Annotated in this window: 17 protein-coding genes; 4 read left to right on the top strand and 13 right to left on the bottom strand. The window is 71.0% G+C overall.

Translation table 11 applies throughout. The features are described from left to right. The 5 genes from rsmA to K8638_RS17515 all read right to left on the bottom strand — a co-directional run bounded on the left by rsmA (position 1) and on the right by K8638_RS17515 (position 11066). The gene (gene rsmA, locus K8638_RS17535; RefSeq protein WP_223755671.1) at positions 1 to 858 is read right to left on the bottom strand and encodes a 16S rRNA (adenine(1518)-N(6)/adenine(1519)-N(6))-dimethyltransferase RsmA; all 858 of its coding nucleotides are present in this window, start codon (positions 856 to 858) and stop codon (positions 1 to 3) included. A 15-nt stretch (positions 859 to 873) separates the two neighbouring features. Continuing rightward, positions 874 to 1869, bottom strand: a complete 996-nt coding sequence (gene tsaD / locus K8638_RS17530; protein ID WP_223755670.1) for a tRNA (adenosine(37)-N6)-threonylcarbamoyltransferase complex transferase subunit TsaD — start codon at positions 1867 to 1869, stop codon at positions 874 to 876. A 46-nt stretch (positions 1870 to 1915) separates the two neighbouring features. Continuing rightward, complete coding sequence (locus K8638_RS17525) at positions 1916 to 4723, bottom strand: DUF4388 domain-containing protein (RefSeq protein ID WP_223755669.1); 2808 nt, start codon at positions 4721 to 4723, stop codon at positions 1916 to 1918. 180 nt (positions 4724 to 4903) lie between these two features. After that, positions 4904 to 10528, bottom strand: a complete 5625-nt coding sequence (locus K8638_RS17520) for a DnaJ domain-containing protein (RefSeq protein ID WP_223755668.1) — start codon at positions 10526 to 10528, stop codon at positions 4904 to 4906. Between the two features lie 34 nt (positions 10529 to 10562). Further along, entirely contained in the window at positions 10563 to 11066 is a 504-nt protein-coding gene (locus K8638_RS17515; RefSeq protein WP_223755667.1) for a tRNA (cytidine(34)-2'-O)-methyltransferase, read from the bottom strand. Between the two features lie 17 nt (positions 11067 to 11083). On the opposite strand from K8638_RS17515, the gene K8638_RS17510 reads away from it, so the two are divergent. Together K8638_RS17510 and K8638_RS17505 are read left to right on the top strand one after the other, a co-directional pair. Next, on the top strand, positions 11084 to 11467 hold the full coding sequence (locus K8638_RS17510) for a DUF192 domain-containing protein (RefSeq protein WP_223755666.1): 384 nt from the start codon (positions 11084 to 11086) through the stop codon (positions 11465 to 11467). A 92-nt stretch (positions 11468 to 11559) separates the two neighbouring features. Further along, positions 11560 to 12324 (top strand): Stp1/IreP family PP2C-type Ser/Thr phosphatase, encoded by a 765-nt coding sequence (locus K8638_RS17505; RefSeq protein WP_223755665.1) that lies wholly within the window; start codon positions 11560 to 11562, stop codon positions 12322 to 12324. Positions 12325 to 12427: 103 nt separating this feature from the next. On the opposite strand, the gene K8638_RS17500 is transcribed toward K8638_RS17505, so the two are convergent. After that, a complete protein-coding gene (locus K8638_RS17500; RefSeq protein ID WP_223755664.1) occupies positions 12428 to 13435 on the bottom strand; it encodes a sugar phosphate nucleotidyltransferase in 1008 nt (335 codons plus the stop codon). 28 nt (positions 13436 to 13463) lie between these two features. Beyond that, positions 13464 to 14504 carry an aminoglycoside phosphotransferase family protein gene (locus K8638_RS17495; RefSeq protein ID WP_223755663.1) on the bottom strand — a complete coding sequence of 347 codons (1041 nt, stop codon included), beginning with the start codon at positions 14502 to 14504 and terminating at the stop codon, positions 13464 to 13466. Between the two features lie 337 nt (positions 14505 to 14841). Between K8638_RS17495 and K8638_RS17490 the strand changes: the two genes are divergently transcribed. Beyond that, on the top strand, positions 14842 to 16209 hold the full coding sequence (locus tag K8638_RS17490; protein WP_223755662.1) for a pyridoxal-phosphate dependent enzyme: 1368 nt from the start codon (positions 14842 to 14844) through the stop codon (positions 16207 to 16209). A 77-nt stretch (positions 16210 to 16286) separates the two neighbouring features. Here K8638_RS17490 and K8638_RS17485 read toward each other — a convergent pair whose 3' ends face one another. The 5 genes from K8638_RS17485 to K8638_RS17465 all read right to left on the bottom strand — a co-directional run bounded on the left by K8638_RS17485 (position 16287) and on the right by K8638_RS17465 (position 20170). After that, positions 16287 to 16730 (bottom strand): MaoC family dehydratase, encoded by a 444-nt coding sequence (locus tag K8638_RS17485; protein ID WP_223755661.1) that lies wholly within the window; start codon positions 16728 to 16730, stop codon positions 16287 to 16289. A gap of 74 nt (positions 16731 to 16804) precedes the next feature. Beyond that, positions 16805 to 17950: a cystathionine gamma-synthase gene (locus K8638_RS17480; RefSeq protein WP_223755660.1), complete on the bottom strand. Its 1146-nt coding sequence runs from the start codon at positions 17948 to 17950 to the stop codon at positions 16805 to 16807. A 63-nt stretch (positions 17951 to 18013) separates the two neighbouring features. Next, on the bottom strand, positions 18014 to 18775 hold the full coding sequence (locus tag K8638_RS17475) for a crotonase/enoyl-CoA hydratase family protein (protein ID WP_223755659.1): 762 nt from the start codon (positions 18773 to 18775) through the stop codon (positions 18014 to 18016). Between the two features lie 79 nt (positions 18776 to 18854). Continuing rightward, positions 18855 to 19304 (bottom strand): DUF2147 domain-containing protein, encoded by a 450-nt coding sequence (locus K8638_RS17470; protein ID WP_223755658.1) that lies wholly within the window; start codon positions 19302 to 19304, stop codon positions 18855 to 18857. Between the two features lie 176 nt (positions 19305 to 19480). Then, complete coding sequence (locus K8638_RS17465) at positions 19481 to 20170, bottom strand: UdgX family uracil-DNA binding protein (protein ID WP_223755657.1); 690 nt, start codon at positions 20168 to 20170, stop codon at positions 19481 to 19483. Between K8638_RS17465 and K8638_RS17460 the strand changes: the two genes are divergently transcribed. Continuing rightward, a complete protein-coding gene (locus K8638_RS17460) occupies positions 20169 to 21155 on the top strand; it encodes a class I SAM-dependent methyltransferase (protein ID WP_223755656.1) in 987 nt (328 codons plus the stop codon). The genes K8638_RS17465 and K8638_RS17460 overlap by 2 nt on opposite strands. Before the next feature lie 31 nt (positions 21156 to 21186). On the opposite strand, the gene K8638_RS17455 is transcribed toward K8638_RS17460, so the two are convergent. Beyond that, positions 21187 to 22374, bottom strand: coding sequence for a hypothetical protein (locus K8638_RS17455; RefSeq protein WP_223755655.1), 1188 nt, complete (start codon positions 22372 to 22374; stop codon positions 21187 to 21189). Between the last annotated feature and the right edge of the window lie 79 nt (positions 22375 to 22453).

Below are 22453 nucleotides of genomic sequence, written 5' to 3'. Positions count from 1 at the left end.
CTACTCCTCCAGCGTCGGCGGTGGGAGCTTCTCCACGACGGGGCCCAGCGCGCGCTCGATGGCGGCGAACTCCTCGGGCGCGAGCGTCTCCGCGCGGCGCTGCGGGTCCACCCCCGCGGCCTCCAGCGCGGCGGCGAGCGACTCGGGCGTGCCCAGCGCGGGGTCCGACTTGATGGAGTTGAGCAGCGTCTTGCGCCGGTGGGCGAAGGAGGCCTTCACCACGCGGGTGAAGCGGGCCTCGTCGATGATGGGGGCGCGCGGGGCCTTGCGGCGCGTGAGGCGCAGCACCGCGGAGTCCACCCTGGGCGGCGGGTGGAAGCGCCAGGCCTCCAGGGTGAGGATGTTCTCCGCGTCGAAGTGCATGCCGAGCAGCACGGTGAGCAGGCCGTAGTCCCGGTTGCCGGGCTCCGCGGCGAGCCGCTCCACCACCTCCTTCTGGAGGGTGAAGACGGCGCGGGTGACGTGGGCGCGCTGCTCCAGCACGCGGAAGAGGATGGGGCTGGTCAGGTGGTACGGGAGGTTGCCCACCACGGCCACCTCGGGCGCGCCGGCCACCTCGGCGAAGTCCACCGTGGCGGCGTTGCCGGCCACCACGCGCACGCCGGGGATGGCCTCCTTCTCCAGCACCGTCAGCATGTCCCGGTCCCGCTCCACCGCGGTGACGCGGGCGCCGGTGGCGGCGAGGAAGCGCGTGAGGTGGCCCAGGCCCGGGCCCAGCTCCACCACCGGCTCGCCCTCGCGCAGGTTGAGCGCGTCGGCGATGGTCTCCAGGGCATCCTCGTCACCGAGGAAGTTCTGCCCCCAGCTGTGCTTGGGGCGCAGGCCATGTCTCTTGAGAATTTCTCGCGGCGATTCCACCCGGTCTCCCTCCCTCTACATGCGCCACGCGGGGTCCGCCGCCAGGCGGAAGTCCCCGCGCAGCCCCCTGCGGTACGCCTCATAACCCGCCACGGCAATCATGGCGCCATTGTCCGTGCACAGCCGCACCGGCGGCAGGAACATGTTCAGCCCCCGCTCCCGGGCGCGCTCGCTGCATAGCGCGCGCAGCCGCGAGTTGGCCGCCACGCCCCCGCACAGCACGAGCTGCTTGTGGCCCAGCCGGCGCGCGGCGGCCACCAGCTTCTTCGACAGCACGTCCGCCACCGCCTCCTGGAAGGACGCGCACAGGTCCGCCAGCGCCTGTCCCTCGGGCACGCCGTGCTTCTGCACGTGGTGCAGCACCGCCGTCTTCAGGCCGGAGAAGGAGACGTCGAAGTTGTCGCCGGGGAGCGCGCGCGGGAAGCGGATGGCCTCCGGGTCCCCCTTCTGCGCGAGCTGGTCGATGGGCAGCCCGCCCGGGTACGGCAGCCCGAGGATGCGCGCCGTCTTGTCGTAGGCCTCGCCGGCCGCGTCGTCGCGGGTGCTGCCCACCAGCCGGTAGCGGCCATAGGCCTGCACCTCGTAGAGGCTGGAGTGCCCGCCGGAGACGACGAGCCCGAGGAACGGCGGCTCCGGGGCCTCCTCGATGAGCCGGATGGCCAGCAGGTGGCCCTCCAGGTGGTTGGCGCCCACGAAGGGCTTGCCGGTGGCGAGGCTCAACCCCTTGGCCACCTGCACGCCCACCAGCAACGCGCCGATGAGGCCGGGGCCGGAGGTGACGGCGATGAGGTCCACGTCGTCGAGCGTCTTCTGGGCGCGGGTGAGGGCCTCGTGAATGACGGGCATCACCTGGACGATGTGGTTGCGGCTGGCCAGCTCCGGCACCACCCCACCCCAGCGCCGGTGGATGTCCACCTGGGTGGAGACGACGTCGGCGAGCACGCGCCGCCCGTCCTCCACGACGGCGGCGGCGGTCTCATCACAGGAGGTTTCCAGTCCGAGGACGAGCAAGGCGGCTCACTTCTCCGAGGCTATGGGAGGCGGGCCGCCTTGCCGCTCAGTTGCCCAGTTGCTTGAGCATCAAGCGGGCCTCAGTGGCGGAGGCTCCCGTCGGTTCGAGGAACAAGTACCGCTTGTAGGCCTCGGCCGCCTGGGAATTCTTTCCGGTCATCTGCAGCGCGATGCCGAGCGACAGCCAGGCGCGCGCATTCCGGTCCTCTTCCCGGACGACCTCCTGGAGCAGCTTCGCGGCCTCGCGGTAGGCCGCGTCCGAGGTGGAGCCGTTGACCAGCGCGATGCCCAGGCCCGCCTTCGCCTCCATCGAGGCCGGCTTGAGGGCCAGCGCCTTGCGGTAGCTGATGGCGGCGGACTTGTGGCGGCCACCGACGATGGCCGCCTTCGCCTGCTTCACGAGGTTCGCGTACTCCACCTCCGGGTCCACCGGCGGCGTCTCCCCACCCGGGGGCTGCGGAGTCTCCGCGGTGGCCGTCCCGGCGTCCGGCGCGGCGGCGGGAGGCGGCGTGGCCGCGGTCGCCGTGGCGGCTCCCGCGTCCTCGGTGACCGGAGGCGTGGCCGCGGTGGCCGTGGCGGCTCCCGCATCCTCGGCGGCCGGAGGCGTGGCGGCCTCGGGCGGCGGCGTGGGCGTGTCCGTGCCCGGCGGCGTCACCGTGTTGGAAGGTGCCGGCGTCTCCACCGGGGCCTTCGGGGGCGGAGCCTGACGCGGGTCCGAGGAGCCCGAGCCACCGCCCAGAGCGACCACCGCGGCGACGGCGCCGATGAGCAGCAGGCCGGCGGCCACGTACAGACCGGTGCGCTTGGGGCGGACCACCGCGGCAAGCGCGGCGTCATCTTCCGACGGAGTCCCCGCCGGCTTCGCGGGCGCCACCGTCGCGGGCTTCGCCTCGGCGGCGGGCGGCTGCGGCTTCGTCTCGGTGGGCTTCACCTCCGCCGGCTTCGTCTCGACAGGAGGCGCCACGGCGACCGCGGGCGGCGGCGAGCTCGGCGTGCGCGGCTCCTCGGGGATTTCGGGCGCCACCGGCGTCACGGGCGGGGGAGCCCCGTGGCCCGGATACGGCGGCAGTGCGAGCTGCGGAGTCGGAGGAACCTCCTCGATTTCCGCGATGGGCTCCACGGACACGGGCGCCACCGGCGGCACCGCGGCCGGAGCCGCGCCGCCCCTGCCGCTCACCAGCGTCACCTCGGACGAGGGAGGCGCCGGCGCGGGAGGAGGCACGGGCGGGAAGGGGTTGGGCCCCACGGCCGCGCCACCGAAGATGGGAGCGCGCGGTGCCGTCTCGGAGGCCGAAGTCCCCTGGGCCTGTGCCGGGGCGCTGTTGCTCGGGTAGGCGCGCGGCCCGGGAGCCCAGCCGGAGCCCGGCCCCCACGTGGAGGCCGAGCTGATGCCCTCGGTGTCCACGCGGCTCCAGTCCAGCAGCAGGCTGCGGTGCGCGTGCTCGCGGGCGCGGTGGGCCGGAGGCGGCTCCACGAGGAAGGACGAGCCCTCCGCCGTGGGCGGAAGCGCGGGAGTGTCCTCCGGATCCGGCGTCGCGGGGACGGCGCCGTTGCGCCGGGGCCGCGCCGGGAAGACGACGACGTTGGCGGGCTGGGCCCCGGTGGCGGGGCTGGCGGACGCGCCCGGGTCCTCCACGCCCGCGGGCGGCGCGAGCACGCTCGGGGGCATGGCGCGCGCGGGCGGAGCCTCCACGGGCGCGGCGGGCGGCGGCTCGGGCGCGGCGGGCGTGGGCGGCGGCTCCGGAGGCGCGGCCACGGCGGCGGGCGGCGGCTCCGGAGGCGCGGCCACGGCGGCGGGCGGCGGCTCCGGAGGCGTGGCGGGCGCGGGCTCCACGGGCGCGCTGGGAGGCGGCGCCGCGTTGAGCCACTGCTCGATGCCGGGCTTGCTGCTCGGCACCGGCTCCAGCGGGGCGTTGCCCAGCTCGCGGATGAGGCCCTCGAAGTACAGCTTGCTGATGATGCCCAGCGCGGCGAGGTCCTCGAAGTCCGAGTCCTCCACCACGCGGCTCAGGGTGCGCTTGCCGTCGAAGAGGCGCAGCAGCCCGTTGACCTCGTCCGGAATCTCCGAGAGCCGGTCGGCGAGCTGGTGGTAGTCAATCTCGAACACCGTCTCCAGCGGCGGGAGCTGCTCGAGCATGCGGCCCCACTCGTCCAGGCGGCGCATGCCTTCCATCAGCAGGCCCTGGGTGGAGACCTCGATGCGCTCCGGGCGGTCGAGCGCGGTGAACTGCACCTCGAACTGGCCCTCGAACGTGTTGAGCATGCGGTAGAAGGCGTTCTCGCCCTTCAGCCGCCCCAGCTCCGCGTCGATGACCCGGCCTTCCTTGAAGTAGACGGTGCCGGTGCGCTCGCCCTGGATGGAGATGATGCCCGTCTTGCGGCCAATCTCGAACGTCTGCACCAGGTCCACCACGCCCATGTCGGCGAGGCTGCCGGCGAAGCCGCCCTTCGTCGTCTCCCGCTTCTCGATCCTCTCCTTCTCCGCCTTCTGGAGGATCATCTTCACGCGGGTGACGATTTCTTTGATGTAGATGGGCTTCGTCAGGTAGTCGTCGCCACCGAGCTCCAGGCCGCGCACCTTGAACTCGACCGACTTCTGGTTCGTCAGGAAGACGAAGGGGATGAACTTGAAGCGCTCGTCGGACTTGAGCGCCTTGCAGAGCTCGAAGCCGTCCATCTCCGGCATCTTCGTGTCCGCGAGCACGAGGTCCGGTGGGCTGATTTGAACCTTCTCGAGCGCATCCTTGCCGTGGATGGCCGTCGTCACGGAGAAGCCGGCCTTCTTCAGGCTGACCTCCATCACGCGGAGGCTCTTTGCGTCACCATCGACCAGGAGCAGGTGCTGCTTGGCCACGTTACTTGCCTTTCGTCGCTGCGGACTTCTACAGAGAGCCTGGCGCGGGAGCATCCTGCCCGCTTTCCAGGCATGTCAATGGCTTGGGAAGACGGGGAATCCGGCTGTCCCCCGGCCGGACAGGCGGCTCGTGCCCGTCCTCGCCCTCACCCTCCGTGAGGGCGGGGAGCCGGGGCCGCCTCAGCGGAAGAAGCCACCTTTCTTGGGCGGGTTCTTCTTGCGCATCTCGATGAGGCGCAGCTCCTGGTTGGCCTCCAGGTGCTTGGAGTTGGCGCGCACCGCCTCACGGAAGTGGCGCTCGGCGCGGTCCATGTCGCCCTCGACGCGGGCGATGACACCGAGCTGGTAGTGGGCGCGGTCGCAGTTGGGGTCGGCGCGCACCGCGTCCGCCATCATCTGCTTGGCCTTGGGGATGTCCGCCTTGCGGGCCGGGTCCATGTAGATGGCCCAGGCGCGGGCGGCCAGGTACAGGGGCTTCGGGTCCATCGAGTAGGCGCGGTCGTAGTGGTCCGAGGCGGTGGTGAAGTCCCGCTTGCGGAAGTAGACCTCGCCCATCTTGTAGAGGTCGTCCGGGCTGCTGTCGGGACGGCCCGCGGTCCGGGCGGCGGGAGCGGACGAAGAGGCCTGCGCGGGCGCCTTCGGCAGGGCCTGCTGGGCCTGGAGGCTCTGCACATACGCCTTGCGCCGGGCGTCGTCGTAGAGGACCTCGTAGGCCTCGCGGATGGCCTCGAAGACGGCGGTAATCTTCGGCGCCAGGTGGGGCAGCGTTGGCGGCAGCCGGTCCGGGTGGAAGAGCTTGGCGAGGCTGAGGAAGGCGGACTTCACCTGCTCGCGGGAAGCGTCCTGCGGGACGCCGAGCACGAAGAAGTGGTCCCTGCGGGCCTGGACGTCCGAGTAGCGCTGCTCAATCTGCTGGGCGAGCCGCGCCTCGTCCGGCTTGGGCGGCTCGGAAGGCGCGGGCGGCGTGGGGGTGGCCTGGGCGGGCTCGGCGGTGGGTGTGGCACCCACCACGGCGGGTCCACGCGAGCCGAGTACGCCCATGTTCTCCATCGCACGGCGCAGCAGGCGCTGGCGCCGGAGCTTCGCTGCCTCGTCGGGATTGGAGGGGTCTGCCGCCACGTCGTCCTCGTCGAAGTCCCAGTCGTCCAGGTCCCCGGACGGCTCGGCCCATGCAGTCTGTCCAGTTGCATCTCGGTTGTCACCGGGGATGAAACCTGGATCCAGGGGGTCCCCCGGTTCGATCGTCGCTTCAACAATGGCTTCGACGGGGGGTTCGTTGAAATCGACGCCCGCCTGATTGACATCCGAGCGGATGAGCGACTCCAGGTGGGAGTCCACCTGCATGAGCGCCGCCTCGAAGGAGGCCGTCAGGCTCGCCGCGCCCTCGTCCTTGTCGAAGGAGACGATGCGCCACAGGTCTTCCTCGCCTGCCTTGGGGGCGGCCGGGCCCAGACGGAGCGGGGGCGGGGCCGCCAGCGGCGCCGGGCGCGAGGTCCACAGGCTGGCGTCGTCTCCCCCGTCGAGCACGTCCGCGGTGGGGGGCTGCGGGGCGGCGACGGGGGTGAGGACGGGCGGCCCGCCCTTGGACTTGGGGGGCGCGGCGGGGGTGAGGACGGGTGGCCCCGAGGTGGAGGCCCGGGCCGGAGCGGCGGGCTTCGGGAGTGGCTCGGGGACCGGGGTGGCCTCCAGCAGAGCCTCGGGTTCGAGCTCCAGCAGGGGCAGGTCGGTTTCGGTTTCCGCCGGGTCGGCCTCGGACGGGGGGGAGAGGGTGGTCTCCCGGGCGCTCCACGGCTCGTGCTGGGCGGGGACGAGGTCCTTCGTCCGCGTGGGAGGCGTGGCGCGAGGAGGCTCCTCTGCGAGCCAGGGCTCCAGCGGCTGCGTCTTCGAGCGGCGGATGGCCTCCTGCATGTCGTGGAGGAGCGCGGCCTGGGCGCGCTGACGTGCGACCCGCAGGGCCTCGGGGTCCTCGGCCGAGGACGGGAGGTCCAGGGTGGAAGATGCTGCCCGCGAGACGGCGTCCGCCCAGGAGGCGTCCGGTGACTGCCGCGCCTCGGAGTCGGGAACGATGATGTCTCCGACATCGAGGGCGAGCGCATCGGCGTCGTCCGGCGCGGGCGCGGAGGCGGCGGATTGACGGGCCGCTTCGGCGAGGCGGGCTTCCTCCGCGCGGCGGGCCTCTTCGGCACGGCGGGCCTCTTCCGCGCGACGAGCCTCCTCCGCGCGACGAGCTTCCTCCGCGAGCCGCGCCTGTTCCGCGAGTCGCGCCTCCTTCGCCTTGCGCACCGCTTCCGCACGGCGGCGCTCCACCTCGAGACGAAGTTCCTCGGCGCGACGGGCCTCCTCAGCCAGGCGCGCTTCTTCCGCGCGACGAGCTTCCTCGGCCAGGCGCGCTTCTTCCGCGCGACGAGCTTCCTCGGCCAGGCGCGCTTCTTCCGCGCGACGAGCTTCCTCGGCCAGGCGCGCTTCTTCCGCGCGACGAGCTTCCTCGGCGCGGCGTGCTTCTTCGGCGCGGCGGGCCTCCTCCGCGCGGCGGGCTTCCTCGGCGCGGCGTGCTTCTTCGGCCCGATGAGCCTCCTCCGCGCGGCGCGCTTCTTCCGCAAGGCGTGCTTCTTCCGCCAGCCGTGCCTCTTCGGCCCGACGGGCCTCCTCTGCGAGGCGAGCCTCTTCCGCCAGCCGGGCCTCCTCAGCCAGGCGAGCCTCTTCGGCTAGACGGGCCTCCTCGGCCAACCGGGCTTCTTCGGCGCGGCGAGCCTCTTCGGCGCGGCGAGCCTCTTCCGCCAACCGGGCCTCTTCGGCGAGGCGCGCTTCTTCGGCGCGGCGAGCCTCCTCGACCCGACGGGCCTCCTCCGCGAGGCGAGCCTCTTCCGCCAGCCGGGCCTCCTCAGCCAGGCGACGCTCTTCCGCGAGGCGCGCTTCTTCCGCGAGGCGAGCCTCTTCCGCCAACCGTGCCTCTTCGGCCCGACGGGCCTCCTCGGCGAGGCGACGCTCTTCCGCGCGACGCGCTTCTTCGGCGAGACGAGCCTCTTCCGCCAGCCGTGCCTCTTCGGCGAGGCGCGCTTCTTCGGCGCGGCGGGCCTCTTCCGCCAGCCGTGCCTCTTCGGCGAGGCGCGCTTCTTCGGCGCGGCGGGCCTCCTCGGCTAGACGGGCCTCCTCGGCAAGGCGAGCCGCTTCTTCCGCGAGACGACGCTCCTCTTCAAGGCGGGCTTCCTCCGCGAGGCGAGCTTCCTCAGCCAGTCGAGCCTCTTCCGCCAGACGCTCTTCTTCCGCGCGGCGAGCCTCTTCGGCGAGGCGAGCTTCTTCCGCCAGCCGAGCCTCTTCCGCGCGGCGCTCTTCTTCGACTCTGCGGCGTTCCTCCTCAGCCCGGCGCGCTTCCTCTGCGAGTCTCAGTTCCTCCGCGCGACGCGCTTCTTCCTCCAGGCGTCGCTGTTCAGCAAGACGGGCCTCTTCGGCCAGCCGCGCTTCTTCCGCAGCGAGGCGACGCTCCTCTTCGAGCCGGGCCTCCTCGGCAAGACGGGCCTCCTCCGCGAGGCGACGCTCCTCTTCGAGCCGAGCCTCTTCAGCGAGACGACGCTCCTCTTCAAGCCGGGCCTCTTCGGCCAGGCGGGCCTCTTCTCGTCGGCGCTCCTCTTCGAGGCGAGCCTCTTCAGCAAGGCGCGCTTCCTCCGCCAGCCGAGCCTCTTCGAGGCGACGCTCTTCTTCGAGGCGACGCTCTTCTTCGAGGCGCGCCTGCTCCGCGAGGCGCGCTTCCTCGGCCAGCCGAGCCTCTTCCGCGAGCCTCAACTCCTCTGCACGACGCGCTTCAGCCTCCAGGCGTCGCTGTTCGGCAAGGCGAGCCTCCTCCGCCAGCCGGGCTTCTTCCGAGAGACGACGCTCCTCTTCGAGCCGGGCCTCTTCAGCGAGACGAGCCTCCTCCGCTAGGCGAGCCTCTTCCGCCAGCCGAGCCTCCTCAGCGAGACGAGCCTCTTCAGCCAGCCGAGCCTCCTCAGCGAGACGAGCCTCTTCAGCCAGCCGAGCCTCTTCAGCGAGGCGCCGTTCTTCGGCGAGGCGGGCCTCCTCAGCCAAGCGCCGCTCTTCCGCGAGCCGGGCCTCTTCCGCGAGACGACGCTCCTCCGCCAGGCGGGCCTCTTCGGCCAACCGGGCCTCTTCCGCGAGACGCGCCTCTTCGGCCAGCCGGCGCTCCTCCTCAATGCGCGCCTCCTCCGCCAGACGCGCTTCTTCCTCGGCCCTGCGACGTTCCTCGGCGGCGCGCCGCTCCTCTTCCTCAGCCCGAAGGCGAGCTTCCTCGGCAAGACGACGCGCTTCCTCAAGGCGGGCTTCCTCGGCCAGGCGAGCCTCTTCCGCGAGACGGGCCTCCTCTTCGGCGCGACGGCGCTCCTCCGCCAGACGCGCCTCTTCGGCCAGCCGAGCCTCTTCTTCCGCGCGGAGGCGCTCTGCTTCGAGCCTTGCAGCCTCAGCCAGACGCGCTTCCTCCTCGGCCCTACGACGCTCCTCTTCGAGCCGAGCCTCCTCAGCGAGCCGAGCCTCCTCAGCGAGCCGAGCCTCCTCAGCGAGACGGGCCTCCTCAGCCAGGCGACGCTCTTCCGCGAGGCGCGCTTCTTCCGCGCGGCGAGCCTCTTCAGCCAGCCGGGCCTCCTCAGCGAGACGACGCTCCTCCGCGAGGCGGGCCTCCTCGGCGAGACGGGCCTCCTCCGCGAGCCGAGCCTCCTCAGCGAGACGGGCCTCCTCCGCCAGGCGACGCTCTTCCGCGAGGCGCGCTTCTTCCGCGCGGCGAGCCTCTTCAGCGAGCCGGGCCTCTTCCGCGAGACGACGCTCCTCCGCGAGGCGGGCCTCCTCCGCCAGTCGAGCCTCTTCAGCGAGCCGGGCCTCCTCCGCCAGTCGAGCCTCTTCAGCGAGCCGGGCCTCCTCCGCCAGTCGAGCCTCTTCAGCGAGGCGGGCCTCCTCCGCCAGTCGAGCCTCTTCAGCGAGCCGGGCCTCCTCCGCCAGTCGAGCCTCTTCAGCGAGCCGAGCCTCTTCAGCCCGCCGAGCCTCTTCGGCCAGCCGGGCCTCCTCCGCCAGTCGAGCCTCTTCGGCCAGCCGTTCCTCTTCGGCCCTGCGGCGTGCCTCTTCTTCCGCGAGTCGGCGTGCCTCCTCCTCCGCCCTCCGCCGAGCCTCCTCCTCCCGCCGAGCCTGCTCCCGCGCCTCCCACTCCTCCACCGACAGCGCCTGGACACACCCCTCGCGCTCCAGCACGAGCAGCAGTGCCTCCTGCGCGGCCGTCAACCCCTCCGGCTGCCGGAACTCCGCCAGCGTCTCCAAGAACTCCCGCTCCGACTCATCCGTGAGCCACGGCTCGCACGCCGCGACATCCTCGCAGCGGAACACCCGGACCACCGGCGCCGCACCGTGCGGAGTCTCCAGCGCCGCGCGCACCACGCGCGCCCCCGCGATGGGGCGGAAGTCCTCCTCCACCGAGCCGGGCTCGAACGCGGCGCGCTCGGCCAGCTCGCTCAGCCTCCGCACGTGGGCGAGCACCTGCTGCTCCACCACCACGTCCGGTTCCAGGCCGTACTCCTCCAGCAACTCCTCGTCCGGCGCCCCCGCCCCGCCGCGCGCCCACAGCGCATCCAGCGCCTCCGCGCCCAGCATCCCACTCTGCAAGAGCGCCTGCGCCGGGCTCTGGTACCCGAACCCCAGCCGCGTGCCCACGAGGTTCCCCTCGCGCAGGAACAGCCGGGACTCACGCCCTCCCGCGGAAAGCGTCAGCCACCCGGTGGCTCGGGACTTGTGGGCGGAATACAGCGCTTCGGCGGCCTGCGACGGGGTCATGCTCCGCCGCAGTGTAGTCCCTCCGCCCCTCCCCTCAACTTGCCGGGGGGGCCTGCCTGCCCGCTCCGCTGAAGGCCACCTGCCGCAGGGCCTCATAGGCCCCAATCCCCACCGCCGTGGACAGATTCAGGCTGCGACGGTCCTGTAGCATCGGAATCGTCACCGCCGTCCCCGTCCCCCCCTCCATCACCTCCGGCAGGAGCCCCGTCACCTCCGAGCCGAACACCAGGTGGTCGCCCTCCTGGAACCGGGCCTCGTACAGGGACGTCTCCGCCCGCGCCGAGAAGAGCCACCGCCGGGCCTCCGGGTAGTCCGCCACGTACGCCGCATAGGTGGGATACAGCCGGAGGAACACCTTGTCCCAGTAGTCCAGCCCCGCCCGCTTCAGGTGCCGGTCGTCGATGGAGAAGCCCAGCGGCTCCACCAGGATGAGGCGGCAGCCCGTCACCGCGCACAGCCGGGCCACGTTGCCCGTATTGGGGGGAATCTGCGGGGAGACCAGGACCAGATGCAGAGGACGCGCCAGGGGTTCGAGCATGGGGTAGAACGCGCTACATGCGCTGGAGGGTGAACAACGAGACACGGCAGCGGCTGTTGGCGGACCGGGCCGAGCGGGCCACCGGGTTCCTCCACCGCTTCAAGGGACTCATGGGGCGGCGCTCGCTCGCCGTGGGCGAGGGGCTGCACATCCTTCCCTGCAACTCCATCCACACCTTCTTCATGCGCATCCCCATTGACGTGGCCTTCCTGGACGCCCAGGGCGTCATCGTCAAGCAGCTCTCAGCGCTCCCTCCCTGGCGGGCAACCTCCGTGTACTTTCAATCACGCTCCGTCCTGGAGCTGCCCGCGGGCGTCCTGGAGGCCAGCGGAACGCGGGAAGGTGACCGGTTGAGCTTCGAGCCGGTCTCCCAGCCGCCCACCCCCCATTTCCCTGCCTGAAGAGCCGGCAGGCATGAGTTTTGACCGTTTTCCGAGGGCTTTGTTAACCTCCGCCGCGAGTTTTTCCGCCCCCTCCAGAAGAGTTCCCGAGCATGCGCATCGAGGTCGCCGGCAGCACCCACGTCGGGATGAAACGGAATCACAACGAGGACAACTTCCTGGTGCTCCAGGAGGAGAACCTCTTCTGCGTGGCGGATGGCATGGGTGGCCACTCCTCCGGCGAGATTGCGAGCCGCATCGCGGTGGACGAGCTCGGTGAGTTCTACCGGATGACGTCCAAGGACCAGGACTGCACCTGGCCCTTCAAGATGGACAAGGCCCGCAACTACGACGAGAACCGGCTCTCCACCGGCATCAAGCTCGCCAACGCGCGCATCTACGAGAAGGCCAGCACCGAGGCGAAGTACAAGGGCATGGGGACCACCATCGTCAGCGTGCACTTCGCTGCCGACGTGGCCTATGTGGGCCACGTGGGCGACAGCCGCGTGTACTTCTTCCGAGCCGGCGCCCTCAAGCAGGTGACGGAGGACCACTCGCTCCTCAACGACTACCTCAAGGCGAAGAAGCTCTCGCCGGAGGAAATCGAGAACTTCCCGCACAAGAACGTCATCGTCCGCGCGCTCGGCATGAAGGAGAACGTCCAGGTGGATGTGTCGCGCGTGGAGCCGCAGGAGGGCGACATCTTCCTGCTCTGCTCGGACGGCCTGAGCGGCATGGTGACGGACGCGCAGATGCAGGACATCCTCCTGCGCACCCCCGAGCTGGACAAGGCCTGCGGTCAGCTCATCGACCTGGCCAACGCCGCCGGCGGCAACGACAACGTCACCTGCGTGCTGGCGCGCTACCACGCGAGCTGAGCACCCGCGGAGTCTGGAGTCTCGAGCTCCAGACTCCCGGAGGAAGCCCACGGTCCGGGCACCGGAGCACGCGGCCCGGCGCGCGCTCGCGGTCCGGAGTCTCTCAGCGCCCCGACAGCGGCGCGGGAATCCGGTGCGTCCCCCACGCGAGCACCTCGGTGAGCGTCTCGCCGGGTGCCACCTCGGTGTCCTCGAAGACGGCGGCCCGCTGGACTCTCGCGCCCGTGCCCACCTTCGCGCCCGCGCCCACGGACACGCCGGGGCCCACGGAGGCCCCCTCCGCCACGGTGGCCCCGCGGCCGAGGTACACCGGGCCCTCCACGGACTTCGTGCCCACGCGCGCCTCCGGATGCACCCAGGACGGGCCGGGCGCGTCCGCGCCCAGCCACTCCAGCCGCACGCGGCCGGCGAGCACGTCCAGCACCGTGGCCAGGTAGCGTGACGGCGTGCCCAGGTCGGACCAGTACCCGTCCACCCGCACGCCGCGCACCGTCTGGCCCGCCTGCATGGCGCGCACGTAGACCTCGCGGTTGATGTCCTCGGGCCCCTCCGGCGTCATGAAGTCGAAGATGCGCGGGGACATCACGTGCACGCCGGTGAAGTGCCACGGCGTCAGGCCCTCGCCTCCGGGGCCGTGGCCGGCGATGCGCCGTACGTGGCCGGACGCATCCAGCTCCACCGCCGCGTACTTCTCCCCCTCCGGCATGGCCTGCAGCACCATGGTGGCCACCGCGCCGGATGCACGGTGCATGGCCACCGCCGGCCGCAGGTCCACCGGGTAGAGGATGTCCCCATTGAAGACGAGGAAGTCGTCCCCGGAGAGGAACTCGCGCAGGCCGCGGATGCCGCCGCCGGTGCCCTGGATGACGGGCTCGTGCACCACGTGCAGCGGCAGCTGCGCGCGCTCGCACTCGGCGCGGGCCACCTCCGCCATGGTGTCCGGCAGGTGGTGGGTGTTGATGCCCACCGCCGTCACGCCCGCGGCCTTCAGCACCGCGAGGTGGTAGCGCAAGAGCGGCTGCCCCAGGAGCGGCATGGCCGGCTTGGGCCAGCGCTCGGTGAGCGGGCGCAGGCGGGTACCCAGGCCCGCGCAGAGGACCATCGCCTTCATTGTCGCCTCCCCTTTCCGGACGCCGGACTCAGGCCGCCAGCTCGGGGACGTACTTCGCCACCAGGTCCTGGAGCTTCCGCAGCTCCGGCTTCCGGGCGAACGCGTCGCGCACGTAGCGCAGCGACGCGGGGATGGACACCAGGAAGCCCGGGTTGCCCTTCACGCGGTGGATGAACTCGAAGCGGCCCGCGTCCTTCAGCTTGCGCTGGATGGTGAGCAGGTCGAAGAAGGACTTGAAGGACGCCGCGTCGATGCGCTCGCCGGTCGCCTCCTGGAAGGTGGCGATGTAGCGGTCCAGCATCGTGTCCACGAAGGCCCGGTCCAGCTCCACGTAGCTGTCGCGCAGCAGGGCCACCAGGTCGTACTGGCGCGGGCCCTGGAGGGCGTCCTGGAAGTCGATGACGACCAGCTCCCCCTCCTTCACCATGATGTTGCGGCTCTGGTAGTCGCGGTGGGTGAAGCCGCGCGGCGCGGCGGCGAGCTGCTTCGCGATGTCGCGGAAGGTGCGGTCCAGCTCGGCGCGCTCGGCGTCGGTGGGCTTCTTCCCGCTCCACGCCTCCAGGCCCCACTCGCGGAAGTGGTGCAGCTCCCAGTCGTAGAGGTCCTCGTCGAAGGCGCGGGTGAAGGCCAGGCAGTCCGGGTCCTGCTGCTTCTCCGCCGCCGCGCGCAGGCGCGCCAGCAGGTCCACCGCGCGGGTGTAGAGCGCCTCCCGGTGCTTGCCGCCCTCGAGCGCGGCCTCGAAGGTGATGTCGCTCAGGTCCTCCAGCACCATCATCCCCGCAGGCTCGTCGTAACGGAGGATGCGCGGCACCCGCACGCCCAGCCTCTCCAGGTAGCGGTGCACGTTGATGAAGGGCAGCTCCTTCGGCGGCTCACCCTTGGTGGCCTCCTCGCTCTTCTTCGTCGCGTCCGGGGGCATCACCATCACCACCCAGCTCTCCGGTGGCGCGCCGACGCGGTAGTAGGAGCGGTTGCTGGCGTCGCCCTTCAGCTTCTTGATGGCGGCGTGGGGCACGGGACGGCCAACGGCCTGTCCCACCTGGTCGCGCAGGGCGGCCTCGAGTTCCATATCGACGGGGTTCTCCGGAGGGGGTTGAAACGTGACTCCCGAGTATGGGAGGCGCGTCGGTGCGGGTCAAAGGCCGCGAGAGGAGAACGCCCGGAAGCCCCCCGGCCTGTCACGTACGAGACGGGCCCCCTGGCCCCCACCACGTCGCGCCGCGTCGGAGCGCCTGGGGACCGGGCGGCGGGGCCGGGGCCCGCCCGAAGTGCCTCCCGCCCCGGGGTCCGGAAGGACGCGGGGGCCGGACCTGTTCCACCCCGAGGGACCGAGACGCCATGTGCTGTCGACCGGGCCCGGGCGGCGACATATAAGACGCGCCGCGAACCCTTTTCCGGAAGCAGCAATGGACATCCACGACACCATTCTTACCGCCATCGGCCACACGCCCCTGGTCAAGCTCAACAAGCTCGTCGGGCCGAACGACGCCACCGTGCTCGTGAAGTGCGAGTTCATGAACCCGGGCGCGTCCATCAAGGACCGCATGGCGCTCTACATCCTCGAGAAGGCCGAGCGGGAGGGGAAGCTCAAGCCCGGCGGCACCATCGTGGAGAACACGTCCGGCAACACCGGCATGGGCGTGGCGCTGGCGGCGGCGGTGAAGGGCTACAAGTGCATCTTCACCATGCCGGACAAGATGTCCCTGGAGAAGATCAACCGCCTGAAGGCGCTCGGCGCCCAGGTCGTGGTGACGCCGACGAACGTGCCGGCCGAGGACCCGCGCAGCTACTACGAGACGGCCAAGCGCCTGTACCGCGAGACGCCCGGCGCGTTCATGCTGAACCAGTACCACAACCCCGACAACATCGAGGCCCACTACAAGCTCACCGGGCCTGAAATCTACGAGCAGACCGAGGGGAAGTTCGACTACTTCGTCGCGGGCCTGGGCACCGGCGGCACCATGAGCGGCGCCGGCAAGTTCCTCAAGGAGAAGATTCCCGGCCTGAAGAACGTCGGCGTGGACCCGGTGGGCTCGGTGTACGAGGGCTACTTCAAGACGGGCAAGCTGACCGAGCCGCACGTCTACAAGGTGGAAGGTATCGGCGAGGACATGCTGTGCGGCGCCATGGACTTCAAGGTCGTGGACGACGTGCGGCAGGTGGATGACCGCCAGTGCTTCATCGCGGCGCGGCGCCTGGCGCGCGAGGAGGGCATCTTCGCGGGTGGCTCCTCCGGCGCGGCGGTGCACGTGGCCGTGCAGCTCGCCAAGGAAGTGGGCAAGGGCAAGACGATTGTCGTCGTGCTCCCGGACTCGGGCAGCAGCTACATCAGCAAGTTCCACTCGGACGAGTGGATGCGCGACAACGGCTTCCTGGAGGACAAGGGCTCCGGCACCGTCCGCGACATCATCGGGGACAAGCGCCGCGAGGTGAAGACGGCGCGCAAGGGTGACCGCGTGGACCAGGTGGTGGAGACCATGCGCGCGCTGGGCATCAGCCAGATGCCGGTGGTGACGGAGGACGGGCGCGCGGTGGGCATGGTGCACGAGTACGACCTGCTCAACGCGCTGGTGGCCGGGAAGGTGAAGTTCACCGACACCATCGACGCCATCGTCGCGCCGCTGCAGGGCGCGCTGTCGCTGGACACCAGCATCGCCCGCCTGCGTGAGGTCTTCGCGGCGGACAACGTGGCCGTCGTGAAGGAGGGCGAGAAGGTCGTCGCCATCGTCACGAAGATCGACCTCATCGACTACCTGCACCGCACGGCGGCGTAGTCCGAAGCCCCCACGGGTGGCTGAAGCACGGAGGGCCTCCACATTCCCGGCGCGGGAGTGGGAGGCCCTTGGTGTTTCTACGGCGTCCGCCGGGCGAAGAGCGCGTTGGCCACCTCGCTCATCACCACGTCGCCGTGCTGGTTGCGGACCTCGAAGCGGAACTTGATGGCGCCGCGGTCCTGCTTGCTGCGCGAGGGCGTGGTGGAGAGGACCTCCGTGCGCACCGACAGCGTGTCCCCGGGGCGCACCGGCTTGAGCCAGCGCAGCTCGTCCAGGCCGGGCGAGCCCAGGCTCGCGGCCTTGCCCAGCAGGCCCTCCACGATGAGCTTGTGGCAGATGGAGGCGGTGTGCCAGCCGCTGGCGACGATGCTGCCGAAGATGCCCTCGCGGGCGGCCTCGTCGCTCAGGTGGAAGGGCTGCGGGTCGAACTGCTTCGCGAAGGCGATGATCTCCTCACGCGAAACGACATACGGCCCGAACTCGCTCACCTCTCCCGGTTGGAAGTCATCGAAGTAGCGCATGGGCCCCATATAGGGCCATGCGCCCTCCGACACCAGCGAGGGCGTGCCTTGTGCCAGGCGGTCCGCGGGAGGCCTTACTTCACCACGTCGAGCGCCTGGGCGAGGTCGTCGATGAGGTCCTGCGCGTCCTCGATGCCCACGGACAGGCGGATGAAGCCGTCGGCGATGCCGAGCTTCTCGCGTGTCTCACGCGGAATCGAGGCGTGGGTCATGATGGCCGGGTGCTCGATGAGCGACTCCACGCCACCGAGCGACTCGGCGCAGGCGAACACCTTCACCGTCTTGAGGAAGCTGCGCGCCGCCTCCAGGCCGCCGTGGATGTCGAAGGTCAGCATGCCGCCGAAGCCCTTCATCTGCTGGCGCGCGAGCTGGTGCTGCGGGTGCGTCTCCAGGCCCGGGTAGGTGACCTTCTTCACCTTCGGGTGCGTGGCGAGGTACTGCGCCACCTTCATCGCGTTCTGCGCGTGGCGGTCCATGCGCACGTGCAGCGTCTTCACGCCGCGCAGCACGAGGAAGCTGTCGAAGGCGCCGGACACGCCGCCCACGGCGTTCTGGAGGAAGTACATCCGCTCGGCGACGTCATCGCGGCTGGTGCAGACGAAGCCGCCCACCACGTCGCTGTGGCCGTTGAGGTACTTGGTGGTGGAGTGCGCCACCACGTCGAAGCCGAGGTCCAGCGGGCGCTGGAAGTACGGCGTCATGAAGGTGTTGTCCGCGACGGAGAGGATGTTCCGCTTCTTCGCCACCTCGGCGATGCGCGCCAGGTCGATGAGCTTGAGCATCGGGTTGGTGGGGGTCTCCACCCACACCATCTTCGTCTTCGGCGTAATCGCCGCCTCGAAGTTCTCCGGCTTGGAGAGGTCCACGAAGGAGAAGTCGAGGCCGGAGCGCTTGAAGACCTTGTCGAAGATGCGGAAGGTGCCGCCGTACACGTCATCCGAGACGACGACGTGGTCCCCGGCGTTGAGCATGTGCATCAGCATGTCCGTGCCCGCGAGGCCGGAGGCGAAGGCGGCGCCGTACTTCGCGCCCTCGAGCGCGGCCAGGCAGTCCTGGAGCGCCTTGCGGGTGGGGTTCTGCGTCCGGCTGTACTCGTAGCCCTTGTGCTCCCCGGGCCCGTCCTGGACATAGGTGGACGTCAGATAGACGGGCGTCATGATGGCGCCCGTCGTGGGGTCCGGCTCCTGGCCGGCATGAATGGCAAGCGTGTCGAAGCGCATGGGCGGGGAACTAACACAGCCCTCCCTGCCACGCACCAGGAGTGCCGCGGACCCGCCCGGCGCCTACTCGGACTTCCCGTGCCGGCCCGCCCCCCGGGCGAAGCGGGCGGCTCCGCCAACGGCCTCCGCCTCCATGACGGTGACGCCCCGGTTGAACTCCTGACGCAGTGCTTCCTCGAGGCCCAGCCCCGCCTGCTCATGGGCGGAGGCCCGGTCGACCCTCATGCAGCCCTGGGGGAAGGCGGCGACCTCGCGGGCGAGCGCCTCGGCCGCCTCGCGGGCCTGCCCCTTCGGCACCACCCGGTTGACCAGGCCCATGGCCAGCGCTTCCTGGGCCGGCACGGGCCGTCCGGTGAGGATGAGGTCCAGGGCCCGGGACAGGCCGATGAGCCGGGGCAGCCGCACCGTGCCGCCGTCGATGAGCGGCACGCCCCAGCGCCGGCAGAAGACGCCCAGCACGGCGTCCTCCTCCGCCACGCGCAAGTCGCACCACAGCGCCAGCTCCAGGCCGCCCGCCACCGCATGGCCGGAGATGGCCGCGATGACGGGTTTGCTCAGCACCATGCGCGAGGGGCCCATGGGGCCGTCGCCGTCGGGGGCCAGCCGGTTCAGCCGCCCCTGGGAGATGGCCTTGAGGTCCGCGCCCGAGCAGAAGGTGCCGCCGTCGCCGTACAGCACGCCCACGTGGGCGTCCGGGTCCGCGTCGAAGGCGCGGAAGGCGGCGACCAGCGCCTCGGCGGTGGGAGCGTCCACCGCGTTGCGCACCTCGGGGCGGTGGAGGACGACGGTGGTGACAGGGCCGTTCTTCTCGATGCGAACGCTCATGGGCCGAGTGTCCGCCGGCACGCGGCCCGGGTCCAGCGCCCCGGCTGGCGCTGGCCCGGGCGAACCCACCGTCTACGGCCTACTCCGCGCGGACCCAGTGCTGGGTGCGGCCGAGCAGTGCCATGCCGACGTAGCCGCGGACCTTCAGCTTCTTGCCCTTGTCCTCGACGGCAATCTTGCACTTGTAGGTCTTGCCGTTGGCCGGGTCGAGGATGGAGCCGCCCGTCCACTCGTCGTCGTCCTTCTTGAGGTCGCGCATGATGACCATCCCGATGATGGGCTGGTTCTTCAGCGTCCCCTCGCACTTGTCACAGACGGGGTTCTGCTCCTCGTTGGGCTCGCGGTAGAGCTTCTCGATCTTCCCGAACAGCTTGCCCCCCTCCTCGTAGATGGCGATGACGGACTTCGGCTTCTTCGTCTCGTCATCGATGGTGGTCCAGCGCCCCACCGGGGTCGCCTCCTCGGCCAGGGCACTCGTGGCGAACAGCACGGTCAGCGTGGCCAGTCCCAACCAACGGCTTGCAGTCATTCTGAGGTCCTCCGGCGCGGGGTCATAGGTCCAGAGGGGTGTGCGCCTCGGTGACGGCCCCTCTGCACTCGGCGCGGGAGCCTACCCTGGCGGGTGCCGGAATCGCAGGGGACATGGTGGACCTCACGCGCGGCATGGCCCCGGCCATGACGCACTGCGCGCGGCCGGAGCTCCGCTCACATCGGCGCGTGCGCGCCCTCTCCCGCCTCCGCGCCACGGCCGTGGATGAGCCGCGCCACCACACGCAGGTCGTCGATGAACGCCTCGAGCTGCGCCTCGCGGGCCTCCGGGTCCGGCGCGCGGAGGATGGAGGACGGGTGCACCGTGGCCACCACCACGCGGGCCCAATCCGAAGGCATGGGCCGCCCGCGCGACTGCGTCACCCGGAAGTCCTTGCCTATGAGCGCCTGCGCCGCCGTGGCACCCAGGCAGACGATGACGTCCGGGCGGAACACGCGAATCTCCGCCTCCAGCCACGGCAGGCAGGCGCGAATCTCCGTCGTGTTCGGCTTCGCGTGGAGGCGGCGCTTGCCCTGGCCGGTCCACTTGAAGTGCTTCACCGTATTGGTGACGTACACCTGAGAGCGGTCGATGCCGGCCGCCTCCAGCGCCTCGTCCAGCAGCCGGCCGGACGGGCCCACGAAGGGCTTCCCCGCCCGGTCCTCCTGGTCTCCCGGCTGCTCCCCCACCAGCATGACGCGGGGGCCGGGGTGGGGCCTGCCGACGGGCTCGCCGAAGACCGTCTGGGTCCCCGTCTTCCACAGGGGGCAGGCCCGGCAGCCGGCGGCGGCCTTTCTGAGCTTGTCGTACGTCGGAGACTCGGGGATGAGAGGGGCGGCGGTCTGGACGGGAGGACGCTTGGGCATGGCTGATTCAGAAGGTAACCACGACACGCAAGAGGCACCCGACCCGGCGGGTATGTTCGCCAACCGCCTCCGCAAGGGCGCGAAGCGCTTCCGCAAGTGGGCCCGCGCCCAGGGGCTGACGGCCTTCCGCGTCTATGACCGGGACATTCCCGAGTACCCCTACGCGGTGGACCTCTACGGCGACTGCGCGCACGTGGTGGAGTACCCGCGCCGCCGCGCCCTCAAGTCCGGCACGGCCGAGTCGCAGCGCGAGGAGGTGCTCGCCGCGGTGACGGAGGTGCTGGACGTGCCCCCGGAGCGCATCTTCGTGAAGACGCACACGCCCCAGCCCTGGGGCCGCTCGCAGTACGGGCGGGTGGGCCAGGGCAGCGGGCGCATCGTCGTGGAGGAGCAGGGCCTGAAGTTCTGGGTGAACCTGGGCGACTACCTCGACACCGGCCTCTTCATGGACCACCGCAACACCCGCGCGAGGGTGCGCGCGGAGGCGAAGGGCAAGCGCTTCCTCAACCTCTTCGCCTACACGGGCGCCTTCACCGTCTACGCCGCCGCGGGAGGCGCCAGGAGCACGACGACGGTGGACCTGTCCAACACGTACCTCGACTGGGCCGAGGACAACCTGGACCTGAACGGGCTGGCGGACGCGCGGCACGTGCTCATCCGCGCGGACGCCAAGGCGTGGGTGGAGGCGCAGGCCGGAGGGCCGGAGCGGTACGACCTGGTGGTGTGCGACCCGCCGTCCTTCTCCACCTCGAAGAAGATGACGGGCAGCTTCAACGTGCAGAGAGACCACCCGCGCCTGCTCGCGGCCATCCGCACGCTGCTCGCGCCCGGCGGCGTCCTCTACTTCTCCACCAACTTCCTCGGCTTCCAGCTCACCGAGTCCGCGACGCGGGGGATGGAGGTGGAGGAAATCACCCCCGGCTCCATCCCCGAGGACTTCCAGCGGAAGGAAATCCACCGCTGCTGGCGGATGGTGGCGCCCTGACGTGAAGGGCCGGGCGCCACCGGGGCCCGCGCTACAGCCAGCAGACGTTCTCGACGCAGCGCTCGCCGGCGGGGCACTCGCAGTTGGCCACGCAGGCCTTGCCGCTGCCCTGGTTCACCGGCTTGCAGTAGCCGTCCGTGCAGACGTTGCCGGACGGGCACTCGCAGTTGGCGCGGCACACCGTCGAGGTGCCCGCGTCCGCCGGGGGCGGCGGCTCCGGCGACTTGCAGTAGCCGCTGGTGCACACCTGGCCCGAGGGGCAGTCGCAGTTCGCCTGGCACGCGGTGCCCGTGCCCGCGTCCGGCGGCGGGGGCGGAGGCGTGGGCGACTTGCAGTAGCCGCTGGTGCACACCTGGCCCGAGGGGCAGTCACAGTTGGCTACGCACGTCTGGCCCGGGTCAGGCTGCGTGGACTGGCACTTACCGTTGGTGCACACCTGGCCCGAGGGGCACTCGCAGTTGGCGCGGCACTCGCCCCCGCTCGGAATGGGCATGCAGTAGCCGATGTGGCAGGCGTACTCGGGCGGGCACTCGGTGGTGGAGTCGCAGGACGCGCGGCACTGGCCGTCCACGCAGTCCTTGCCGGACGGGCAGTCATAACCCGTGGTGCACGCGTTCGGGTCCGGAGGACGCGGGCGGCAGATGCCCTGGATGCACGCCTCCGTGGAGCCGCACTGCAGGTCGCCCGTGCAGCCGCGGTAGCACTGGTTGTTGATGCAGTAGTTGCCCGAGCCGCAGTCCGCGTTCACCCGGCACATGGGAGCCGGGCCGCCATCCGTGCCGGAGTCCGGGCGCGTCCCGCCGTCGGTGCCGCTGTCCGGGCGCGTGCCGCCGTCGGTGCCGCTGTCCGGGCGCGTCCCGCCGTCCGTCCGCGTCCCACCGTCCGTGGAGCTGCTCGGCACACAGTAGTGGTCGAAGCACCGGCCGCCCGAGCAGTCCGTGTCGCGCGAGCACGGCTGGAGGCACACGGAGTTGATGCAGACCTCTCCCCGGTCACAGTCGCTCGACGAGGCACAGTCCCCCGAGCCCGGAGCGACGGCCCGGCAGTAGCCGGAGCGGCAGACCTGCCCGCTTTCGCAGTCCGAGTTGCTCTCGCAACAGACTTCGGTTTCGTCGTCGTACCAGCCGTCGTCCTGTTCGTGAATGATGCAACCCGGAAGGGTGGCTCCGAGCAGCACGAGGAGCGGCAACAGCCAGCCGCGGGAAGGGGTGTTCCACATGAGCGGGGACTCCGAGAGAACTGGGGACCGGTCCGGCCACCGGGGAGGTTGTCCGGTTTCAGCGTCGTAGGACGCCGGG

It is taken from the genome of Myxococcus sp. RHSTA-1-4 (assembly GCF_020037125.1).
In the GTDB taxonomy this organism is placed as follows: domain Bacteria; phylum Myxococcota; class Myxococcia; order Myxococcales; family Myxococcaceae; genus Myxococcus.
This window is presented reverse-complemented; position numbering and strand designations above follow the sequence as displayed.